This is a genomic window from Enterobacter sp. KBR-315C3_2022 (genome assembly GCF_041399425.1).
Lineage (GTDB): Bacteria > Pseudomonadota > Gammaproteobacteria > Enterobacterales > Enterobacteriaceae > Enterobacter.
This window is the reverse complement of record NZ_JBGKEB010000018.1, coordinates 19,554-34,150: the sequence shown is the minus strand read 5'-3', so window position 1 is coordinate 34,150 and position 14,597 is coordinate 19,554. Positions and strand designations below refer to the sequence as shown.

The window sequence follows — 14,597 nt, the reverse complement described above, 5'->3', positions numbered from 1 at the left end:
TTTCACGATGAAGACGTGGCCTCCCGGGCGTGCTCGGGGGGCCATTTTTTTAGCCGCCACGCTAGCAGGAGCGCCACCGCCGCCAGGCCCGCCGCGGCAAGATAAATCACCGGCACGCCCGCCCACGCCATCACCAGCCCCGCCAGCGGCCCGGTGATCCCCAGCGACATATCCATAAACACCGTGTAGGTCGCCAGCGCCGATCCCTGATTTTGCGGCGGCACCGCCTTCACCGCCACGACGCCCAGCGCCGGGAACACCAGCGAGAACCCGGCTCCCGCCAGGAAAACGCCGACTTTCGCCATCCACGGCGCGGTGGCGACGCCGGTCAGGAGCAGGCCAACAATCTCCACGGCGAAGCAAATCATCGCCACGTTCAGGCCGCCGAGGCGGTTTATCCCGTTCGGGAAAAGTAAGCGAGCGCCCACAAACGCACAGCTAAAGAGCGTCAGCGCAAAAGCCGCGCCGTCCCAGCCTTTGGCATCGTAAAACAGCGTGATAAACGTTGCGATGGTGCCGAACCCGGCGGAAGCCAGCGCCAGCGCCATCCCGTACAGCCAGACGCGCCCCAGCACGGCGCGAAACGGCAGCGGCTTGCCCTTGCTGGCCTTCACCTTCGGGCGCGGCAGCGCAAAGGCGATCGCCAGCAGCGCGATGACCATAATCGTGACGGCAAGCCCGTGCAGGCCGCCGTAGGCATAAAACGCCACGCCGAGCGGCGCGCCGATCGCCATCGCGCCATAGGTCACTATCCCGTTCCAGGAGATCACCCTGCCGATGTGGGGCGCGCCCACAACGCCGACGCCCCACAGCGTGGACCCCGTTCCCGCCAGGCTCTGGCCGATGCCTAAAATCATGCGGCCCAGGCACAGCAGCGCCAGGCTCATCAGCGGCCAGTGGCTGGTGGAGGCGGCCAGCAGATAGCTCAGCCCGCTCAGGAAGCAGCCGCACAGCCCAATCACCACAATACTTTTCGGCCCGAACCGATCCGCATAGCGCCCCGCGTGCGGGCGGCTCAGGAGCGTGGCGAAATACTGCAGGCTAATCACCAGCCCGGCCCAGAAGGCGCTAAAGCCCATCACGTCGTGAACATACCCCGGCAGCACCGCCAGCGGCAGGCCGATCGTCAGGTAGCTGGCGAAGTTGAAGATGACAACGGAAACAATGCGCAGATTGAGGCGAAATCCGCTCAGCGCCGGTTCGACGGCAGGTTCGGGCATGACGTTTTCTCTGATTTTTGCAACGGTGTTTCACTATTACACGATGCCCTGTGAAAATCAGCACCGACTTTCAGATTAGCGCCCCAGACGAAGCGTATCCCGCGCACTACACTTAACGAGCCCACGAAAAAGGAAAACCTATGACACCTTCCCAGCCCGATAAAGCGGGTTTGCACATTTTACTTAAGCTTGCCTGCCTGGTGGTGATCCTTGCCGGGATACACTCAGCGGCCGATATTATCGTTCAACTTCTGCTGGCCCTCTTCTTTGCCATTGTTCTTAACCCGCTGGTGACGTGGTTTTTGCGTCGCGGCGTAAGCCGCCCGGTGGCCATCACCATCGTGGTTATCGTGATGCTCATCGTGCTGACGGCGCTGTTCGGCGTGCTGGCGGCGTCGCTCAGCGAGTTCTCCACCCTGCTCCCGCAGTACAACAAAGCGCTGACCCGCAAGCTGGTTGAGCTGCAGGAGATGATGCCGTTCCTCAATCTGCATTTTTCGCCGGAGCGCATGCTGCGCAGGATGGACTCGGAAAAGCTGATGACCTACGCCACCACCCTGATGACCGGGCTTTCCGGCGCGATGGCGAGCATCCTGCTGCTGGTGATGACGGTGGTGTTTATGCTCTTCGAGGTGCGCCACGTTCCCTACAAGCTGCGCTTTGCGCTGAATAACCCGCAGATCCACATCGCCGGCCTGCACCGCGCGCTGAAAGGCGTGACCAAGTACCTGGCGCTTAAAACGCTCCTCAGCCTATGGACCGGCGCGCTCGTCTGGCTGGGCCTCACGCTGATGGGCATCCAGTTCGCCCTGATGTGGGGCGTGCTGGCGTTTCTGTTGAACTACGTTCCCAACATCGGGGCGGTGCTTTCCGCCGTGCCGCCCATGATCCAGGCCTTTTTGTTCAACGGCTTCTATGAATGCATGCTCATCGGGGCGCTGTTCCTGGTCGTGCATATGGTGCTGGGGAATATCCTTGAGCCGCGCATGATGGGCCACCGCCTGGGCATGTCGACGCTGGTGGTCTTTTTATCGTTACTGGTGTGGGGATGGCTGCTGGGGCCGGTGGGCATGCTGCTCTCGGTGCCGCTGACCAGCGTGTGTAAAATCTGGATGGAGACCACCAAGGGCGGCAGCAAGCTGGCGATACTCCTCGGACCAGGGCGTCCTAAGAGCCGATTACCGGGCTAATCCCGGAAAGCGGTTAGCTATTCGCGCTGCCAATGGATTATAGTAATGGTTTCGCCGCGTGACTGTGCGGTTCTTACTGCTTTAACTGAAGGCCAGACGTTATATGTACCAGGTTTTTCTGGGAAAAATCTCCACGCTAAGCAACGATAACTGGGCTGAAGCGCTGGCCAGGCAAGCCCCGCAGGGGGCACGGCGCGCCCGCTGGCTGGCCGGACGCGGGCTGCTTTCGCGCCTGCTCGATCCCCAGCCGCTGCCGGAAATTGTCTACAGCGAGCAGGGGAAACCGGGCTTTGCGAACGGCTTTCCGCTGTGGTTTAGCGTCAGCCACTGCGAGGACGATATTGCCCTGATCGTCAGCGACGAAGGTGAAGTGGGCTGTTCGCTGGAGCATATTCGCGTGCAGGATAACTGGCGCACGCTTGCCAACGCGGTCTTCAGCAACGCCGAGCACGACGAGCTGGAAAAGGAAGCGGCAGAGCGCCAGCTTGCCGCGTTCTGGCGCATCTGGACGCGCAAGGGGGCCATCATCAAGCAGCGTGACGGCCACCCGTGGCAGATGGTCAGCATCGACAGCGCCGCCGCCGGAACGCATTCGGTCAGCCACTGTCAGATTGATGCCCTGAGCCTTGCCGTCTGCACCGCCACGCCCTTCGCGCTTACGACGACGCTGATCCAGCCGGTCGGCGGCGCGCTGGCCGGAAAATAGTCAGCACGCCCAGAATAATAAACCCAACCCCCGCCAGCCCGCGCCATGAGAAATGTTCTTCCCAGCCGGGCAGCGCAATCGCTGCGCCCCAGACCAGAATGTAGCTCAGGCTCAGCAGGGCATAGGCTTTGCTAAGCGCCATGCGCTGCAGCGCCAGATACCAGCAGCCCATCGACGCCACGTACCCCGCCAGGCCGAGCGCCAGCGAGCCGGTGCCGGGCGCGAAGTGCCACAGCGCAGCGATAAACGCGCTGACGTCGCTGACCGACGGCAGCGTCACCATCGCGTATCGCAGAAGCAGCTGCGCCGCGCTGACCAGCGCCACGCTGAATAATGCCCAGAACGCGCCCCTCACAGGCTTCCTCCCAGCAGGATAATGCCAACGATAATAAAGCCCACGCCGAGCCAGTGCCGCGGCGCAACGTTCTCATGCCAGACCGCCTTCGCCGCCAGCGTCACCCAGATGAAATTCAGGCTCAGCATCGGGTAAGCGATACCGACCGGCAGGTGCTGTAGCACCGCCAGCCAGACCAGCATTCCGCAGCCAAGCGCCAGCAGCGCAAGGCCGAGCCAGAGCAGCAGATGCCTGCCGCGCCGCCCGGCTTTCGCCGGACGCGCCGCCTGCTTCTGGCACAGCTGCCCCGCGCAGCTCAGCAGGCTTGCCAGAATCAGCCCGATCCAGACCATCATTGCGGCAGATACTGCAGGTAGGCCAGACGCCCCTGAACGTACAGGTTGTCCGGTTTTGGCAGCTTCGCCCGCTCAAGATCGTCGTTTTTCGACAGCAGGATCACCAGCGAAACGCGCCCCTGCTGGCGATGCACCTCCAGCCACTGCGCCAAATCATCCTCGCTCACGAACCGCCCCTGCGCATCCGGGTAGTTCAGGCCGTATTTCAGCTCGCCGCCCTGGCCGTAGAGAATAATGTCGCTACGGTTCAGCTCCCACGCCAGCCCTGCCGCCACGCCGACGCTGTTAGCCAGCACGAACTTGCTCTCCTCCAGCGGGACGCGCACGGTATCCACCAGCGACTGCGGCTGCTTCGAATCCACCACGCGGTTAGGAATGGCGAAGCCAATCAGGAGCGCCAGCCCGGCCGGGCAGAGCGCAGCCAGCCACCAGCGCTGCGGGCTTCGATGCAGCGTAAACCAGCCCATCACGGCCCACACAAGGAAGGCCACCGCGGCGCAGAAGACTTTATACAGCTCGACGGAGGTCCAGACCGGATGCTTCGTCAGCCCCCACGGGGAAACCGCCAGCGCCGCCGCCACGCCAAGCGCGCCAAAGCCGAGGTTAATCCACGCGTTAATGCGCAGCACCTTCACGCCCTTCCCGGCGAGGGCGCAGGCGTAGCGCGCCATCAGGATCGCCAGCGGGGCAAAGCACGGCAGAATGTAGGTCGGCAGCTTGCCTTTGGCGATGCTGAAGAACAGCAGCGGCATCACCACCCAGCCCAGCAGATACCAGCCGCGGCCGTCACCCTGCCTGTCGCGCCAGCCCAGACGCAGCGCGCCCGGCAGCAGCGCCAGCCACGGCAGGCTTCCGGCAATCAGGAACGGCAGGTAATACCAGAACGGCGCCTTGTGCTGGGCGTCGCTCTGCGCGAAGCGCTGAATATGCTCCACCCAGAAGAAGTAGCGCCAGAAGTCAGGCTCGCGCTGGGCGATCGCCAGCCCCCAGGGCAGCACGATCAGCACGCAGCTCAGAACCGCCAGCCAGCCGTACAGCAGCACCTCCTTCCAGCGCTTTTGCACGATCACCCACGGCAGAACGCCAATCACCGGCACCGCCAGCGCCAGAAAGCCTTTGGTCATTACGCCCATGCCGCAGGCCAGCCCGAGCAGGAGATAGCCGCCCACCTTCCCGCCGACGGTTTGCGCCTGCGCGGCCAGCCAGAAGCTGCACATCGCCGCCACCAGCCAGAGGGTGATGATGGGATCCAGCACCGCGTAGGTGCCAATACCGTAAACGAGGAACAGGGTGATAAAGATGATGCCGGAGAACAGCGCGACGCGCTTGTCCTGCCAGAGGCGCCACGCCAGCCAGATCACCAGCAGCGCGGCGAACCCGGTGGAGAATATGGCCCCCGCGCGCACGGCAAAGTTAGAGTGGCCAAACAGCAGCTGTCCGATGCTGTTAACCCAGTACCCGGCTATCGGCTTTTCGAAGTAGCGCAGCCCTAAAAAGTGCGGCACCACCCAGTCGCCCGAGGCCAGCATTTCGCGGCTGATCTCCGCGTAGCGCGTTTCATCAGGCTGCCACAGCAGGCGGAGATCGACCGGAATGAGGTAGTAAACGATAAACAGTGCGAGAAGCGCTAAGCCGTAACGGGCTGCTTTCATGATGCGGGACTCACGGTTTGTTGATAGCCAAGCCAGCCTTCCCGGCCGGCCATTTCATTGCGTACGATTTTGCCGGGCGGCAGCGTTGAGAGATCGTCCGGCAGCAGCTCGCCGAGCGGGCAAAACGCGATGCCCTCCTGCTTCGCCATCGCCAGCAGCGCGTCGAAATCGTGCTGATACGCGATCCCCTCCACTTCCGCATGAATGGTATACACCGGCGTACCGGCGTCGCGATGAATGCGGTCCAGGATATAGCGATTGAACCCGTCGGCGCTGACTTCGCGCCCGACCACTTCATCCCACGTGGGAAGCGTAACCGGAATTTGCACGGTGCCGAACCGGTTCTCACCCAGCTGCGGTAAAAACGGCCCGGTGCCGCGGCAGTCGCTGTTGTAGCGGAACGCGAACGGCTCTTTGGCTTTCACCACGCGCTGGTCCGCCCGCCAGCCCGCCACCGCCGAGCAGCGCACCTGCTGGCCGGTAATGGCCTCCATCTCCAGCACGCCGCGCTCAACTTCACGCGTCATCCGCGGAATATCCCACACGCCCGCCCAGGCCTGCCAGGCGTGGTGATCCCAGGCGTGCAGGCCGACCTCATGCAGGCGCGCCGCCTCGCGGATAATCGCTTCATTACCCGCGCCGATGCGCTTGCCGGGCCAGGCGGTGCCCGCCAGCAGGATATCCCAGCCGTAAAGGGATGCCGCGCGCGAGCGCAGCATTTTGAACAGAAATGCCGGTTTAACCAGACGCCACAGGTGACGTCCCATGTTGTCTGGCCCCACGCTGAAAAAGAGGCTCGCGCGAACGTTGTGCTTGCTCATCAGTTCCAGCAGCCGCGGTACGCCGTCACGCGTGCCGCGAAAGGTATCGACATCAATGCGTAAACCGACTTTTTTCATGACGCCTGTTCCGATAGCTCCACGGTGCGCAGGAAGAAGTCGAGCGTTTCGTCAATGGTCTGCTCCATCTTCACGGTCGGCGTCCAGTTCAGGCAGTGCTTCGCGTTGCGAATGCTCGGCTTGCGGTGCTCAACGTCCTGATAGCCTTTGCCGTAATAGCTGCTGCTTTCCACTTCGCGGAAGCCGGCAAACGGCGGGAAGCGGTCGCGCAGCGGATGGCGTTCAAAGCTTGCCAGCAGCATCTCGGCCAGCTCGCGAATGCTCGCTTCGTTGTCCGGATTGCCGATGTTGATGATCTGCCCGTTGCAGCGGTTATCGTTGTTCTCGATGATGCGGAACAGCGCCTCGATGCCGTCGCTGATGTCGGTGAAGCAGCGCTTCTGCTTGCCGCCCTCAATCAGCTTAATCGGCGAGCCTTCCACCAGGTTGAGGATCAGCTGGGTGATGGCGCGGGAGCTGCCGATGCGCGCCGCATTGAGGTTGTCCAGACGCGGCCCCATCCAGTTAAACGGACGGAACAGCGTAAAGCGCAGCCCCTCTTTTTCGCCGTAGGCCCAAATCACGCGGTCCAGCAGCTGTTTGGATACGGAGTAAATCCAGCGCTGCTTGTTGATCGGCCCCACCACCAGGTTGGAGGTGTCTTCGTCGAAGTTTTTGTCGGTGCACATGCCGTACACCTCGGAGGTGGACGGGAAGATGATGCGCTTATCGTATTTCACGCAGTCGCGGATGATCTTCAGGTTCTCTTCGAAGTCCAGCTCGAACACGCGCAGCGGGTTGCGGGTGTACTCAATCGGCGTTGCGATCGCCACCAGCGGCAGCACCACGTCGCATTTTTTAATGTGGTATTCGATCCACTCGGAGTGAATGCTGATATCCCCTTCCACAAAGTGGAAGCGCGGGTTGTCGAGGAAGCGGCTGATGGCGTCGGAACCGATGTCCAGGCCATAGATTTCGTAGTTGTCGTCCTTGAGCAGGCGTTCGGTGAGGTGGTTACCGATAAAGCCGTTCACGCCGAGGATCAGCACCCGCGTGCGGCGCTTGATGGCGACGACCGGCGCGCTGGTAATGAGCGCCCCCGCAACCAGGCCAAGCGACTGCGCCAGCTGGGTGCCCTGCACGTACAGGCCGCTGTCAGTTTGCCCGGTGACGATCTCCAGCGCCTGCTCGCCGCAGCTGACAATCAGCGGCGAAACGGAGATAACGGTGCCCGGCTTCGCGGCGGAAACGTCGTCGCGCACGCGGGACTTCCAGACGATAAACTTGCTGACCCCGGCAAAGCTGTACGCGCCCGGCCACGGATCGGTCACCGCGCGCACCAGGTTGTGCAGCTGGCGCGCCGGTTTGGTCCAGTCCAGGCGGCCATCTTCCGGCTTGCGGCGGCCAAAACAGGTTGCCTTGCTCTCGTCCTGCGCGGTTTCGCTGAACGTGCCGCGAAGGATTGCGGGCAGAGCGTCATGCAGCAGGGCGCGCGCCGCTTCGCAAAGCGCGTGGTGCAGCTGCAGCGCCGTGTCGTCCTCGCCGATGGCCACGCTTTGCTGCGCCACGATCGCGCCCGCGTCGGCGCGGCGCACCATCCGGTGCAGGGTTACCCCGGTTTTCGTTTCGCCGTTGACCAGCGCCCAGTTGAGCGGCGCGCGGCCGCGGTAGGCGGGCAGCAGGGAGCCGTGCAGGTTAAACGCGCCTTTTGGCGCCAGGCTTAAAATCGCGTCGCTCAGGAGGTTGCGGTAGTAGAACGAGAAAATCACGTCCGGAGAAAGCTTCTGAATGCGGTCGACCCACAGCGGATGGTTTACATCATCCGGCGCGTAAACAGGAATGCCGCGCTCGGCCGCGATACGCGCCACGGAGCCGAAGAAATGGTTCTCCCCGGCTGAGTCCGGATGGGTAAAGATAGCGGCAATTTCATAGCCCGCTTCCAGCAGGGCCAGCGTGCCCGCGCACCCCATATCGTGATAGGCAAAGACAACGGCTTTCATGGGTGGTTTTCCTCTTGAGACGCTTTGTGTTCCTGACGGACAACACGTTGAATAAAGTAGCGCGGACGCGCGCGAACATCGTTATAGATACGGCCTATGTATTCCCCGAGCAGGCCCATGCCGATAAATTGCGCGCCGATAAACATGAACAGCACGGCAAACAGCATAAAGACCCCTTCTGCGGCCCACTGCGGGCCAAAGACCAGCCGCAGCACGACCAGCAGCACCGAGAGCGCAAATCCGGCCAGCGCGATTACGCTGCCGAAGACGCTCAGCAGGCGCAGCGGCGTGGTGGTCAGGCAGGTGATCAGGTCGTACATCAGGTTGATGAGGCGCATAAAGCTGTACTTGGACTCCCCGTGCTCGCGCTCGGCGTGCAGGACGGGGATCTCGGTCGCTTTACGGGCGAAGGTATTCGCCAGAATCGGAATAAAAGTGCTGCGTTCGTGGCAGTGCAGCATGGCGTCGACAATGTGGCGGCGATAGGCGCGCAGCATGCAGCCGTAGTCGCCCATCGCTTTACCGGTCGTGCGCTGGATCAGGCGGTTAATGGTGCGGGATGCCAGCTTGCGGAAGTGGCTGTCCTGGCGGTTCTGCCGCACCGTGCCTACCACGTCGTAACCTTCATCGGCTTTGTCCACCAGGCGCGGGATCTCCTCCGGCGGGTTTTGCAGGTCGGCGTCCAGGGTGATGATCAGATCGCCCGTGACGTGGCTGAACCCGGCCATGATCGCTGAATGCTGGCCGTAGTTGCGGTTGAGCAGCACGGCGACGATGTGGCTGTCGTCGGCCTGCGCGGCGTCGGTGAGCAACATTGCGGAATCGTCGCTGCTGCCGTCGTCCACGAGCAGGATTTCATACTCTTTGCCCAGCGTTTCGCAGGCGGCGGTGGTGCGGCGGATCAGCTCGGGCAGGCTCTCCTGCTCGTTGTAGACCGGGATCACCACGGACACTTTTTTTACGGGCGGCGCGCTGAACATATCAATATCCTGCAAGCTGATGGAGCGCGGTAATGACGCGGGTTGTGTCGTCATGGGTCATATCCGGGAAAAGAGGGAGAGAACAAATGCGATCGCTGTTCCATTCGGCGTTCGGCAAAGAGACGTCCGGGAAGCGTTCGCGATAGTATTTTTGCGTGTGCGCAGCGCGGAAGTGCAGGCCGGTGCCGATGCCCTTCTCTTTCAGCGCCGCCATCAGGCCATCGCGGGAGATCCCGCAGCGGGCTTCATCCACGCGGATAATAAACAGGTGCCAGGCATGCAGGTGCGGCCAGGCCGGAATGCGCAGCGGCTCGAACGGCGTATCGGAGAGCTCAAGCAGGTAGCGGTCGGCGATGTCGCGACGGCGCCTGTTGGCCTCGCCGAGCTTGCCCAGCTGCACCAGCGCCAGCGCGGCGTTGATATCCGCCAGGTTGTATTTGAAGCCGGGAGAGATCACCTCCGCCTGCGGCGCGCGGCCGTGCGTCTGGCGATCGTAGGCGTCCACGCCCAGGCCGTGAAACTTCAGGCTGCGGATGCGCTGTGCCAGCTGTTCGTCATCCGTCACCACCAGCCCGCCTTCGGCGCAGGTCATGTTTTTGATGGCGTGGAAGGAGAAGATCGCGGTGCCCCGCCAGCCCACGTGGCGATCGTTGTAGTAGGTGCCTGCAGCATGCGCCGCATCCTCGATGACGGGAATGCCGTGGCGCTCGCCGACCGCGCGGATCGCGTCAATGTCGCAGGGCGCTCCGGCATAATGAACGGGGATAATGGCTTTGGTTTTTGGGGTAATAGCCGCCTCGACTGCCTCCGGCGTGACCATCAGCGTATCGCGATCCACGTCGATCATCACCGGCGTGGCGCCCAGCAGGACGATCATATTCAGCGTGGAAACCCAGGTCAGGGAAGGCGTAATCACTTCATCACCCGGGCCGATCCCCATCGCCATCAGCGTGACGTGCATCCCCGCCGTGGCGGAGCTCACGGCAACGGCGTGACGATTTCCCGTTAGCGTACAAAATGCCTCTTCTAGCGCCTGATTCTTCGGCCCCGTCGTGATCCAGCCGGACGCAATTACCTCCTGCAGCGCGGCTATTTCCTCACTGCCCATTGAGGGACGGGAAAAAGGCAGAAATTCACTCATCATTAATTTCCTTGAGATAAGAAAAGCATCTTTTCAGGATAATAGCGAAATGCCGAATCGTTTATTTCAACGAACCATAAACTCATCTCAAGGTAGCGTTCATTTCTTAGGAGAAAATTAAGGAAGGGAATAAAAAAGCGAGTTAAATGTAATTAACCTTTAAATTACAACAGGTTAAAGTTTTATGAATTTTTTAAATTTGTGACAATAGTTGCGGAGCGTTTTTTGTTATTTAAACCAAACCTCAACGGATAAAAAATTCCCAATATATTTCACGAGAAAACGAAATATATCGGGAACTTTTCTTTTTAGTTAAGTGTCGCGCTTATTTTAAATTTTCCGGGAAGTTTTCCGGCAGCTCGCTGGCGGAACAGGCGATGACGGTGTCATCGTTGGCGCCGCAGTCGCGAACGAAGGTGATGGTCGCAAATTCATCAATTACTTCCGTTGGATAGGTTGGGCCCGCGTCGCGGTACGCATTCATCTGCGGGATGTGATCGTTCTGGAAGCAGACGGTTTTTTCCGGATTATTCATTACCCAGCGCGGGAAGAAGATGGTGCCGTGGAACAGGTTGTCGCCCAGGTTGGCAATCAGGCTGACGTCGGTACCGGTCGGTTCCGTCCAGGAGATTTTGTAGATGCTCTCCCCAACGCGAACGATGTACGTCTGCTGATCTTTAACCCAGCGGTTGCCTACCAGCCCGCTGTGGATGCGGTAGTCGAGGGTGTTTTCATTTTTGACGTAAATCTCGTAGTTCCAGCCGTTATCATAGGTGTAAACGAGGTGTTTGCCGACGAAGCCGCTTAAGTCATGTTTGTCGAAGTTGCTCATGATGTCTCTCCTTTGTTTTGATGAACGTATCGTACCCCTTCAAAAATCGAATGAATAACGCTATGTTTGAATCAAATTAATTCAAAATTTAGATAAATCATGCACAAAACAACGCTCGAACAATGGTCCTTGCTGGAAAAAGTGGTTGAGGCCGGGAGCTTTGCCAAAGCGGCAGAGCTGACCAACCGCAGCCAGTCTTCCGTGAGCTATAACCTCTCGCTGTTGCAGGAGCGCCTGGGCGTGGCGCTGCTGGCGGCGGAAGGAAGGCGGGCCGTGCTGACGCCCGCGGGAGAGCTGCTGCTGAACCAGGTCAAACCGCTCCTTAAAGCCTTCAGCTACGTTGAGACGCGCGCCGCGACGTTACGCAGCGGCGTTCGAACGCGCATCGATCTTATGGTAGACAGTATTTTCCCACGCCGCCGACTGTTTGCGATTTTGCGCCAGTTTCAGCAGCGCTATCCGCAAACGCAGGTGCGGCTGACCGAGGTGCTGGAAAACGCCAGCGTCGACGCGGCCAGCAGCGAAGCTGACGTGATGGTGCTCACCCGCCGCCAGGACATTACCGGGCTGGGCGAATGGCTGATGAACGTTGATTTTGTCGCCGTCGCCCATCGCGATCATCCCCTCTTCGCCCTCGACGCGCCGCTTAACGACGATCTGCTTCGCCCGTGGCCGCTGATTCAGATCGCGGATAGCCACACCAGCGCCCGCCCCGGCGCGGAGGCATGGACCTTCTCCACCATTGATGCCGCCATTGAAGCGGTGATTTCGCAGGTAGGCTACGGCTGGCTGCCGGAGGAGCGCATCCAGAGGCTGCTGGAACAGGGCGTGCTGAAAACGCTGCCGCTGAGCCACGGCGTGCGTCGCGCCACGCCGCTGCACCTGATTGTGAAGCGCGCGCTTACTCCGCTCGACGAGCAGGTGGAAACGCTGCTGCACCTGTTTCGCCAGGACGAGTCACCGTCAGCTGCTACGCTTTAGGGTCTGAAGGTGAAAACGACAAGGAGCAGACGATGAAGATTGACCTTACGGGGAAAGTGGCACTGGTGACCGCGTCAACCGGCGGCATCGGGCTGGCCATTGCCAGAGGGCTGGCCGAGAGCGGCGCGGAAGTGATTATTAACGGCCGCAGCGCCGACTCGGTGAATCGCGGTATTCAGCAGCTGCAGGAGGCGGTTCCCGGCGTTCAGGCGCGGGCTTCCATCGCCGATCTTAGCTCGCCGGAAGGGGTGGAGGCGCTGCTGAAGGTGGCGTCGAACGTCGATATCCTGGTGAACAACGCCGGGATTTACGGGCCGCAGGATTTCTACGCCACCGACGACGAGACCTGGGATCGCTACTGGCAAACCAACGTCATGTCCGGCGTGCGCCTCTCCCGCGCCCTGCTGCCGGGCATGGTGCAAAAGGGCTGGGGCCGCGTGGTGTTTATCTCCTCCGAATCGGCCTGCAACATTCCGGCGGACATGATCCACTACGGCGTAACCAAAACGGCGCAGCTTTCGCTGGCGCGCGGGCTGGCGAAGTTCGCGGCGGGCAGCGGCGTTACGGTGAACAGCGTGCTGCCCGGCCCGACGATGTCCGACGGCTTTGCCGAGATGATGAAAGACGAAGTCGAAAAAACCGGCAAATCGCTGGAGCAGCTGGCGAAAGAGTTCGTGATGGCGAATCGCCCCAGCTCGGTGATCCAGCGGGCGGCAACGGTTGAAGAGGTTGCCAACATGGTGGTGTACGTTTGCTCGACCCAGGCCTCCGCCACCTCGGGCGCGGCGCTGCGCGTCGACGGTGGCGTCGTGGATGACATTATCTGATGCGTCAGGCCGCACTGCCCGCCACGCGGCGGGCGGTGATGAAATGCGCCTGCCAGTAGTTATCCGTCAAGGCTGAAACCGTTACGCCCTGGCTGCTCGACGCATGAATGAACTGGCTGTCGCCGATGTAAACCCCCACGTGCCGACGGTGCGGGCCGGTCTGGAAGAACACCAGGTCTCCGGCCTTCAGGCGGTACTGCGCCACCTGCACGCCGCGCTGGATCTGCTCACCGGTAGTGCGCGGCAGGCTGAGATGCGCCGCGTCGCTGAACAGGTGCTGCATCAGCGCGGAGCAATCCACGCCGCGATGCGTGGTGCCGCCCCACTGGTAGTGGGTTCCTTTCCACTTCTGATATTGATCCATAATGCGTGAGCGCAGCGGCCCCGATTCCGGGTGGACCAGCGACGCCCGCGCGGGGGAGATCGCAAAGGCGCTTTGCGCCGAGAGCATTGACGCGGGTATCTGAAAGCTGAACGCAGAGAATGAGGCAAAACTTAAAGAGAGTATTGAAATTAACTTTTTGAACGTCATAACAAGAAGCAACAGTGAGTAAAGTTTTCCTTACCTGTGGAGACCAAGGGCCTCCTGAAATATCGTGCGATGTGGTGATAATATAGACAGCTCACTTTTCAACCAACTCATATCGGGTCCACTTTCGGACTTCCCGGCGCTGCGGATCGCGAAAAAATCGTGCGAGGAGTAAGGACTGCGGCGGCAAAACGGGTAAACTAATGGGCAGGATGTGTATTTCAGCTAAGACTTATTTATGACCAATATGATTGCCGACGATACGGTGGCCCGGTCTAACGTGCTCTCCGTCTTTGACTTTGATGGAACGTTGACCCACCACGACAGCTTCATTCCTTTCCTGCGTTTTGCCTTTGGTAAACGGTACTTCGCGGGACGACTGGTGCGCATGGCGCTGCCAACGCTGCACTGTGTCCGCCGCAAGCTGACGCGCGATGAGCTGAAAGAGGTCTTGATCAAAACGTTCCTGACCGGCGTGGACGAGCACTGGCTACGCCAGCAGGCGGAAGCCTTTTGTGAAAAATACTGGAATAAGCTGATGCGCCCGGAAGGCGTTCTGGCGGTTGCGGCGGAGGTTAACTCCGGTGCGGAAGTGACCATCTGCTCGGCCTCACCGGCACTGGTGCTGCAGCCCTGGGCCGACAAGCTCGGTATTAAGCTGATTGGCACTCAGCTGGAAGTGAAAGACGGCAGGCTGACGGGACGAATTACCGGCAACAACTGCCGCTGCGCGCAGAAAGTGGCGCGGCTGGAAAAGGTGTACGGCGATCTGACCGCCTATCATCTGCGCGCCTGGGGCGACACGCGCGGCGACCACGAACTGCTGGCCGCGGCGCAAGATCCGCACTGGCGGCATTTCCATCACCCGCGCAAGCGCCGCAATTCACCCATCAAGTAGCCTTTTTGCCGGGTGGCGGCTGCGCCTTACCCGGCCTACATTCGAACAGTAGGCCCGGTAAGCGAAGCGCCAC

15 protein-coding genes are annotated in these 14,597 nt (G+C 60.9%); 5 read left to right on the top strand and 10 right to left on the bottom strand.

Annotated features, from left to right (window positions below):
* Nucleotides 1-2: 2 nt before the first annotated feature.
* Nucleotides 3-1,220, bottom strand: coding sequence for an MFS transporter (locus tag AB8804_RS17420; protein ID WP_371188384.1), 1,218 nt, complete (start codon nucleotides 1,218-1,220; stop codon nucleotides 3-5).
* Nucleotides 1,221-1,360: 140 nt separating this feature from the next.
* Here AB8804_RS17420 and AB8804_RS17415 point away from each other — a divergent pair, with 140 nt between their 5' ends.
* Together AB8804_RS17415 and acpT are read left to right on the top strand one after the other, a co-directional pair.
* Nucleotides 1,361-2,410 (top strand): AI-2E family transporter, encoded by a 1,050-nt coding sequence (locus AB8804_RS17415; protein WP_371188382.1) that lies wholly within the window; start codon nucleotides 1,361-1,363, stop codon nucleotides 2,408-2,410.
* Nucleotides 2,411-2,513: 103 nt separating this feature from the next.
* Nucleotides 2,514-3,116: a 4'-phosphopantetheinyl transferase AcpT gene (gene acpT / locus AB8804_RS17410; protein ID WP_371188380.1), complete on the top strand. Its 603-nt coding sequence runs from the start codon at nucleotides 2,514-2,516 to the stop codon at nucleotides 3,114-3,116.
* Here the strand turns inward: acpT and arnF are convergent.
* From arnF to AB8804_RS17370, 8 genes are all read right to left on the bottom strand, one after another.
* Nucleotides 3,067-3,471 carry a 4-amino-4-deoxy-L-arabinose-phosphoundecaprenol flippase subunit ArnF gene (gene arnF / locus AB8804_RS17405; protein WP_371188378.1) on the bottom strand — a complete coding sequence of 135 codons (405 nt, stop codon included), beginning with the start codon at nucleotides 3,469-3,471 and terminating at the stop codon, nucleotides 3,067-3,069. The genes acpT and arnF overlap by 50 nt on opposite strands.
* Nucleotides 3,468-3,806, bottom strand: coding sequence for a 4-amino-4-deoxy-L-arabinose-phosphoundecaprenol flippase subunit ArnE (gene arnE / locus AB8804_RS17400; protein WP_371188376.1), 339 nt, complete (start codon nucleotides 3,804-3,806; stop codon nucleotides 3,468-3,470). Before arnE ends, arnF begins: the two co-directional genes overlap by 4 nt.
* Complete coding sequence (gene arnT, locus AB8804_RS17395) at nucleotides 3,803-5,458, bottom strand: lipid IV(A) 4-amino-4-deoxy-L-arabinosyltransferase (RefSeq protein ID WP_371188374.1); 1,656 nt, start codon at nucleotides 5,456-5,458, stop codon at nucleotides 3,803-3,805. Before arnT ends, arnE begins: the two co-directional genes overlap by 4 nt.
* Nucleotides 5,455-6,357 (bottom strand): 4-deoxy-4-formamido-L-arabinose-phosphoundecaprenol deformylase, encoded by a 903-nt coding sequence (gene arnD, locus AB8804_RS17390; protein ID WP_371188372.1) that lies wholly within the window; start codon nucleotides 6,355-6,357, stop codon nucleotides 5,455-5,457. Before arnD ends, arnT begins: the two co-directional genes overlap by 4 nt.
* Nucleotides 6,354-8,336 carry a bifunctional UDP-4-amino-4-deoxy-L-arabinose formyltransferase/UDP-glucuronic acid oxidase ArnA gene (gene arnA, locus AB8804_RS17385; protein WP_371188370.1) on the bottom strand — a complete coding sequence of 661 codons (1,983 nt, stop codon included), beginning with the start codon at nucleotides 8,334-8,336 and terminating at the stop codon, nucleotides 6,354-6,356. The genes arnD and arnA overlap by 4 nt, the downstream gene beginning before the upstream one ends.
* On the bottom strand, nucleotides 8,333-9,316 hold the full coding sequence (gene arnC / locus AB8804_RS17380) for an undecaprenyl-phosphate 4-deoxy-4-formamido-L-arabinose transferase (RefSeq protein WP_371188479.1): 984 nt from the start codon (nucleotides 9,314-9,316) through the stop codon (nucleotides 8,333-8,335). The genes arnA and arnC overlap by 4 nt, the downstream gene beginning before the upstream one ends.
* A gap of 1 nt (nucleotide 9,317) precedes the next feature.
* Nucleotides 9,318-10,457: a UDP-4-amino-4-deoxy-L-arabinose aminotransferase gene (gene arnB, locus AB8804_RS17375; protein WP_371188477.1), complete on the bottom strand. Its 1,140-nt coding sequence runs from the start codon at nucleotides 10,455-10,457 to the stop codon at nucleotides 9,318-9,320.
* A 325-nt stretch (nucleotides 10,458-10,782) separates the two neighbouring features.
* Nucleotides 10,783-11,289 carry a phenolic acid decarboxylase gene (locus AB8804_RS17370; protein ID WP_371188368.1) on the bottom strand — a complete coding sequence of 169 codons (507 nt, stop codon included), beginning with the start codon at nucleotides 11,287-11,289 and terminating at the stop codon, nucleotides 10,783-10,785.
* 99 nt (nucleotides 11,290-11,388) lie between these two features.
* Between AB8804_RS17370 and AB8804_RS17365 the strand changes: the two genes are divergently transcribed.
* Nucleotides 11,389-12,270 carry a LysR family transcriptional regulator gene (locus AB8804_RS17365; RefSeq protein ID WP_371188366.1) on the top strand — a complete coding sequence of 294 codons (882 nt, stop codon included), beginning with the start codon at nucleotides 11,389-11,391 and terminating at the stop codon, nucleotides 12,268-12,270.
* A 32-nt stretch (nucleotides 12,271-12,302) separates the two neighbouring features.
* Nucleotides 12,303-13,097: an SDR family NAD(P)-dependent oxidoreductase gene (locus AB8804_RS17360; protein WP_371188364.1), complete on the top strand. Its 795-nt coding sequence runs from the start codon at nucleotides 12,303-12,305 to the stop codon at nucleotides 13,095-13,097.
* 4 nt (nucleotides 13,098-13,101) lie between these two features.
* On the opposite strand, the gene AB8804_RS17355 is transcribed toward AB8804_RS17360, so the two are convergent.
* Entirely contained in the window at nucleotides 13,102-13,629 is a 528-nt protein-coding gene (locus tag AB8804_RS17355) for an NlpC/P60 family protein (RefSeq protein ID WP_371188362.1), read from the bottom strand.
* A gap of 235 nt (nucleotides 13,630-13,864) precedes the next feature.
* On the opposite strand from AB8804_RS17355, the gene AB8804_RS17350 reads away from it, so the two are divergent.
* Complete coding sequence (locus AB8804_RS17350) at nucleotides 13,865-14,524, top strand: HAD family hydrolase (protein WP_371188360.1); 660 nt, start codon at nucleotides 13,865-13,867, stop codon at nucleotides 14,522-14,524.
* The last annotated feature ends 73 nt before the right edge of the window (nucleotides 14,525-14,597 follow it).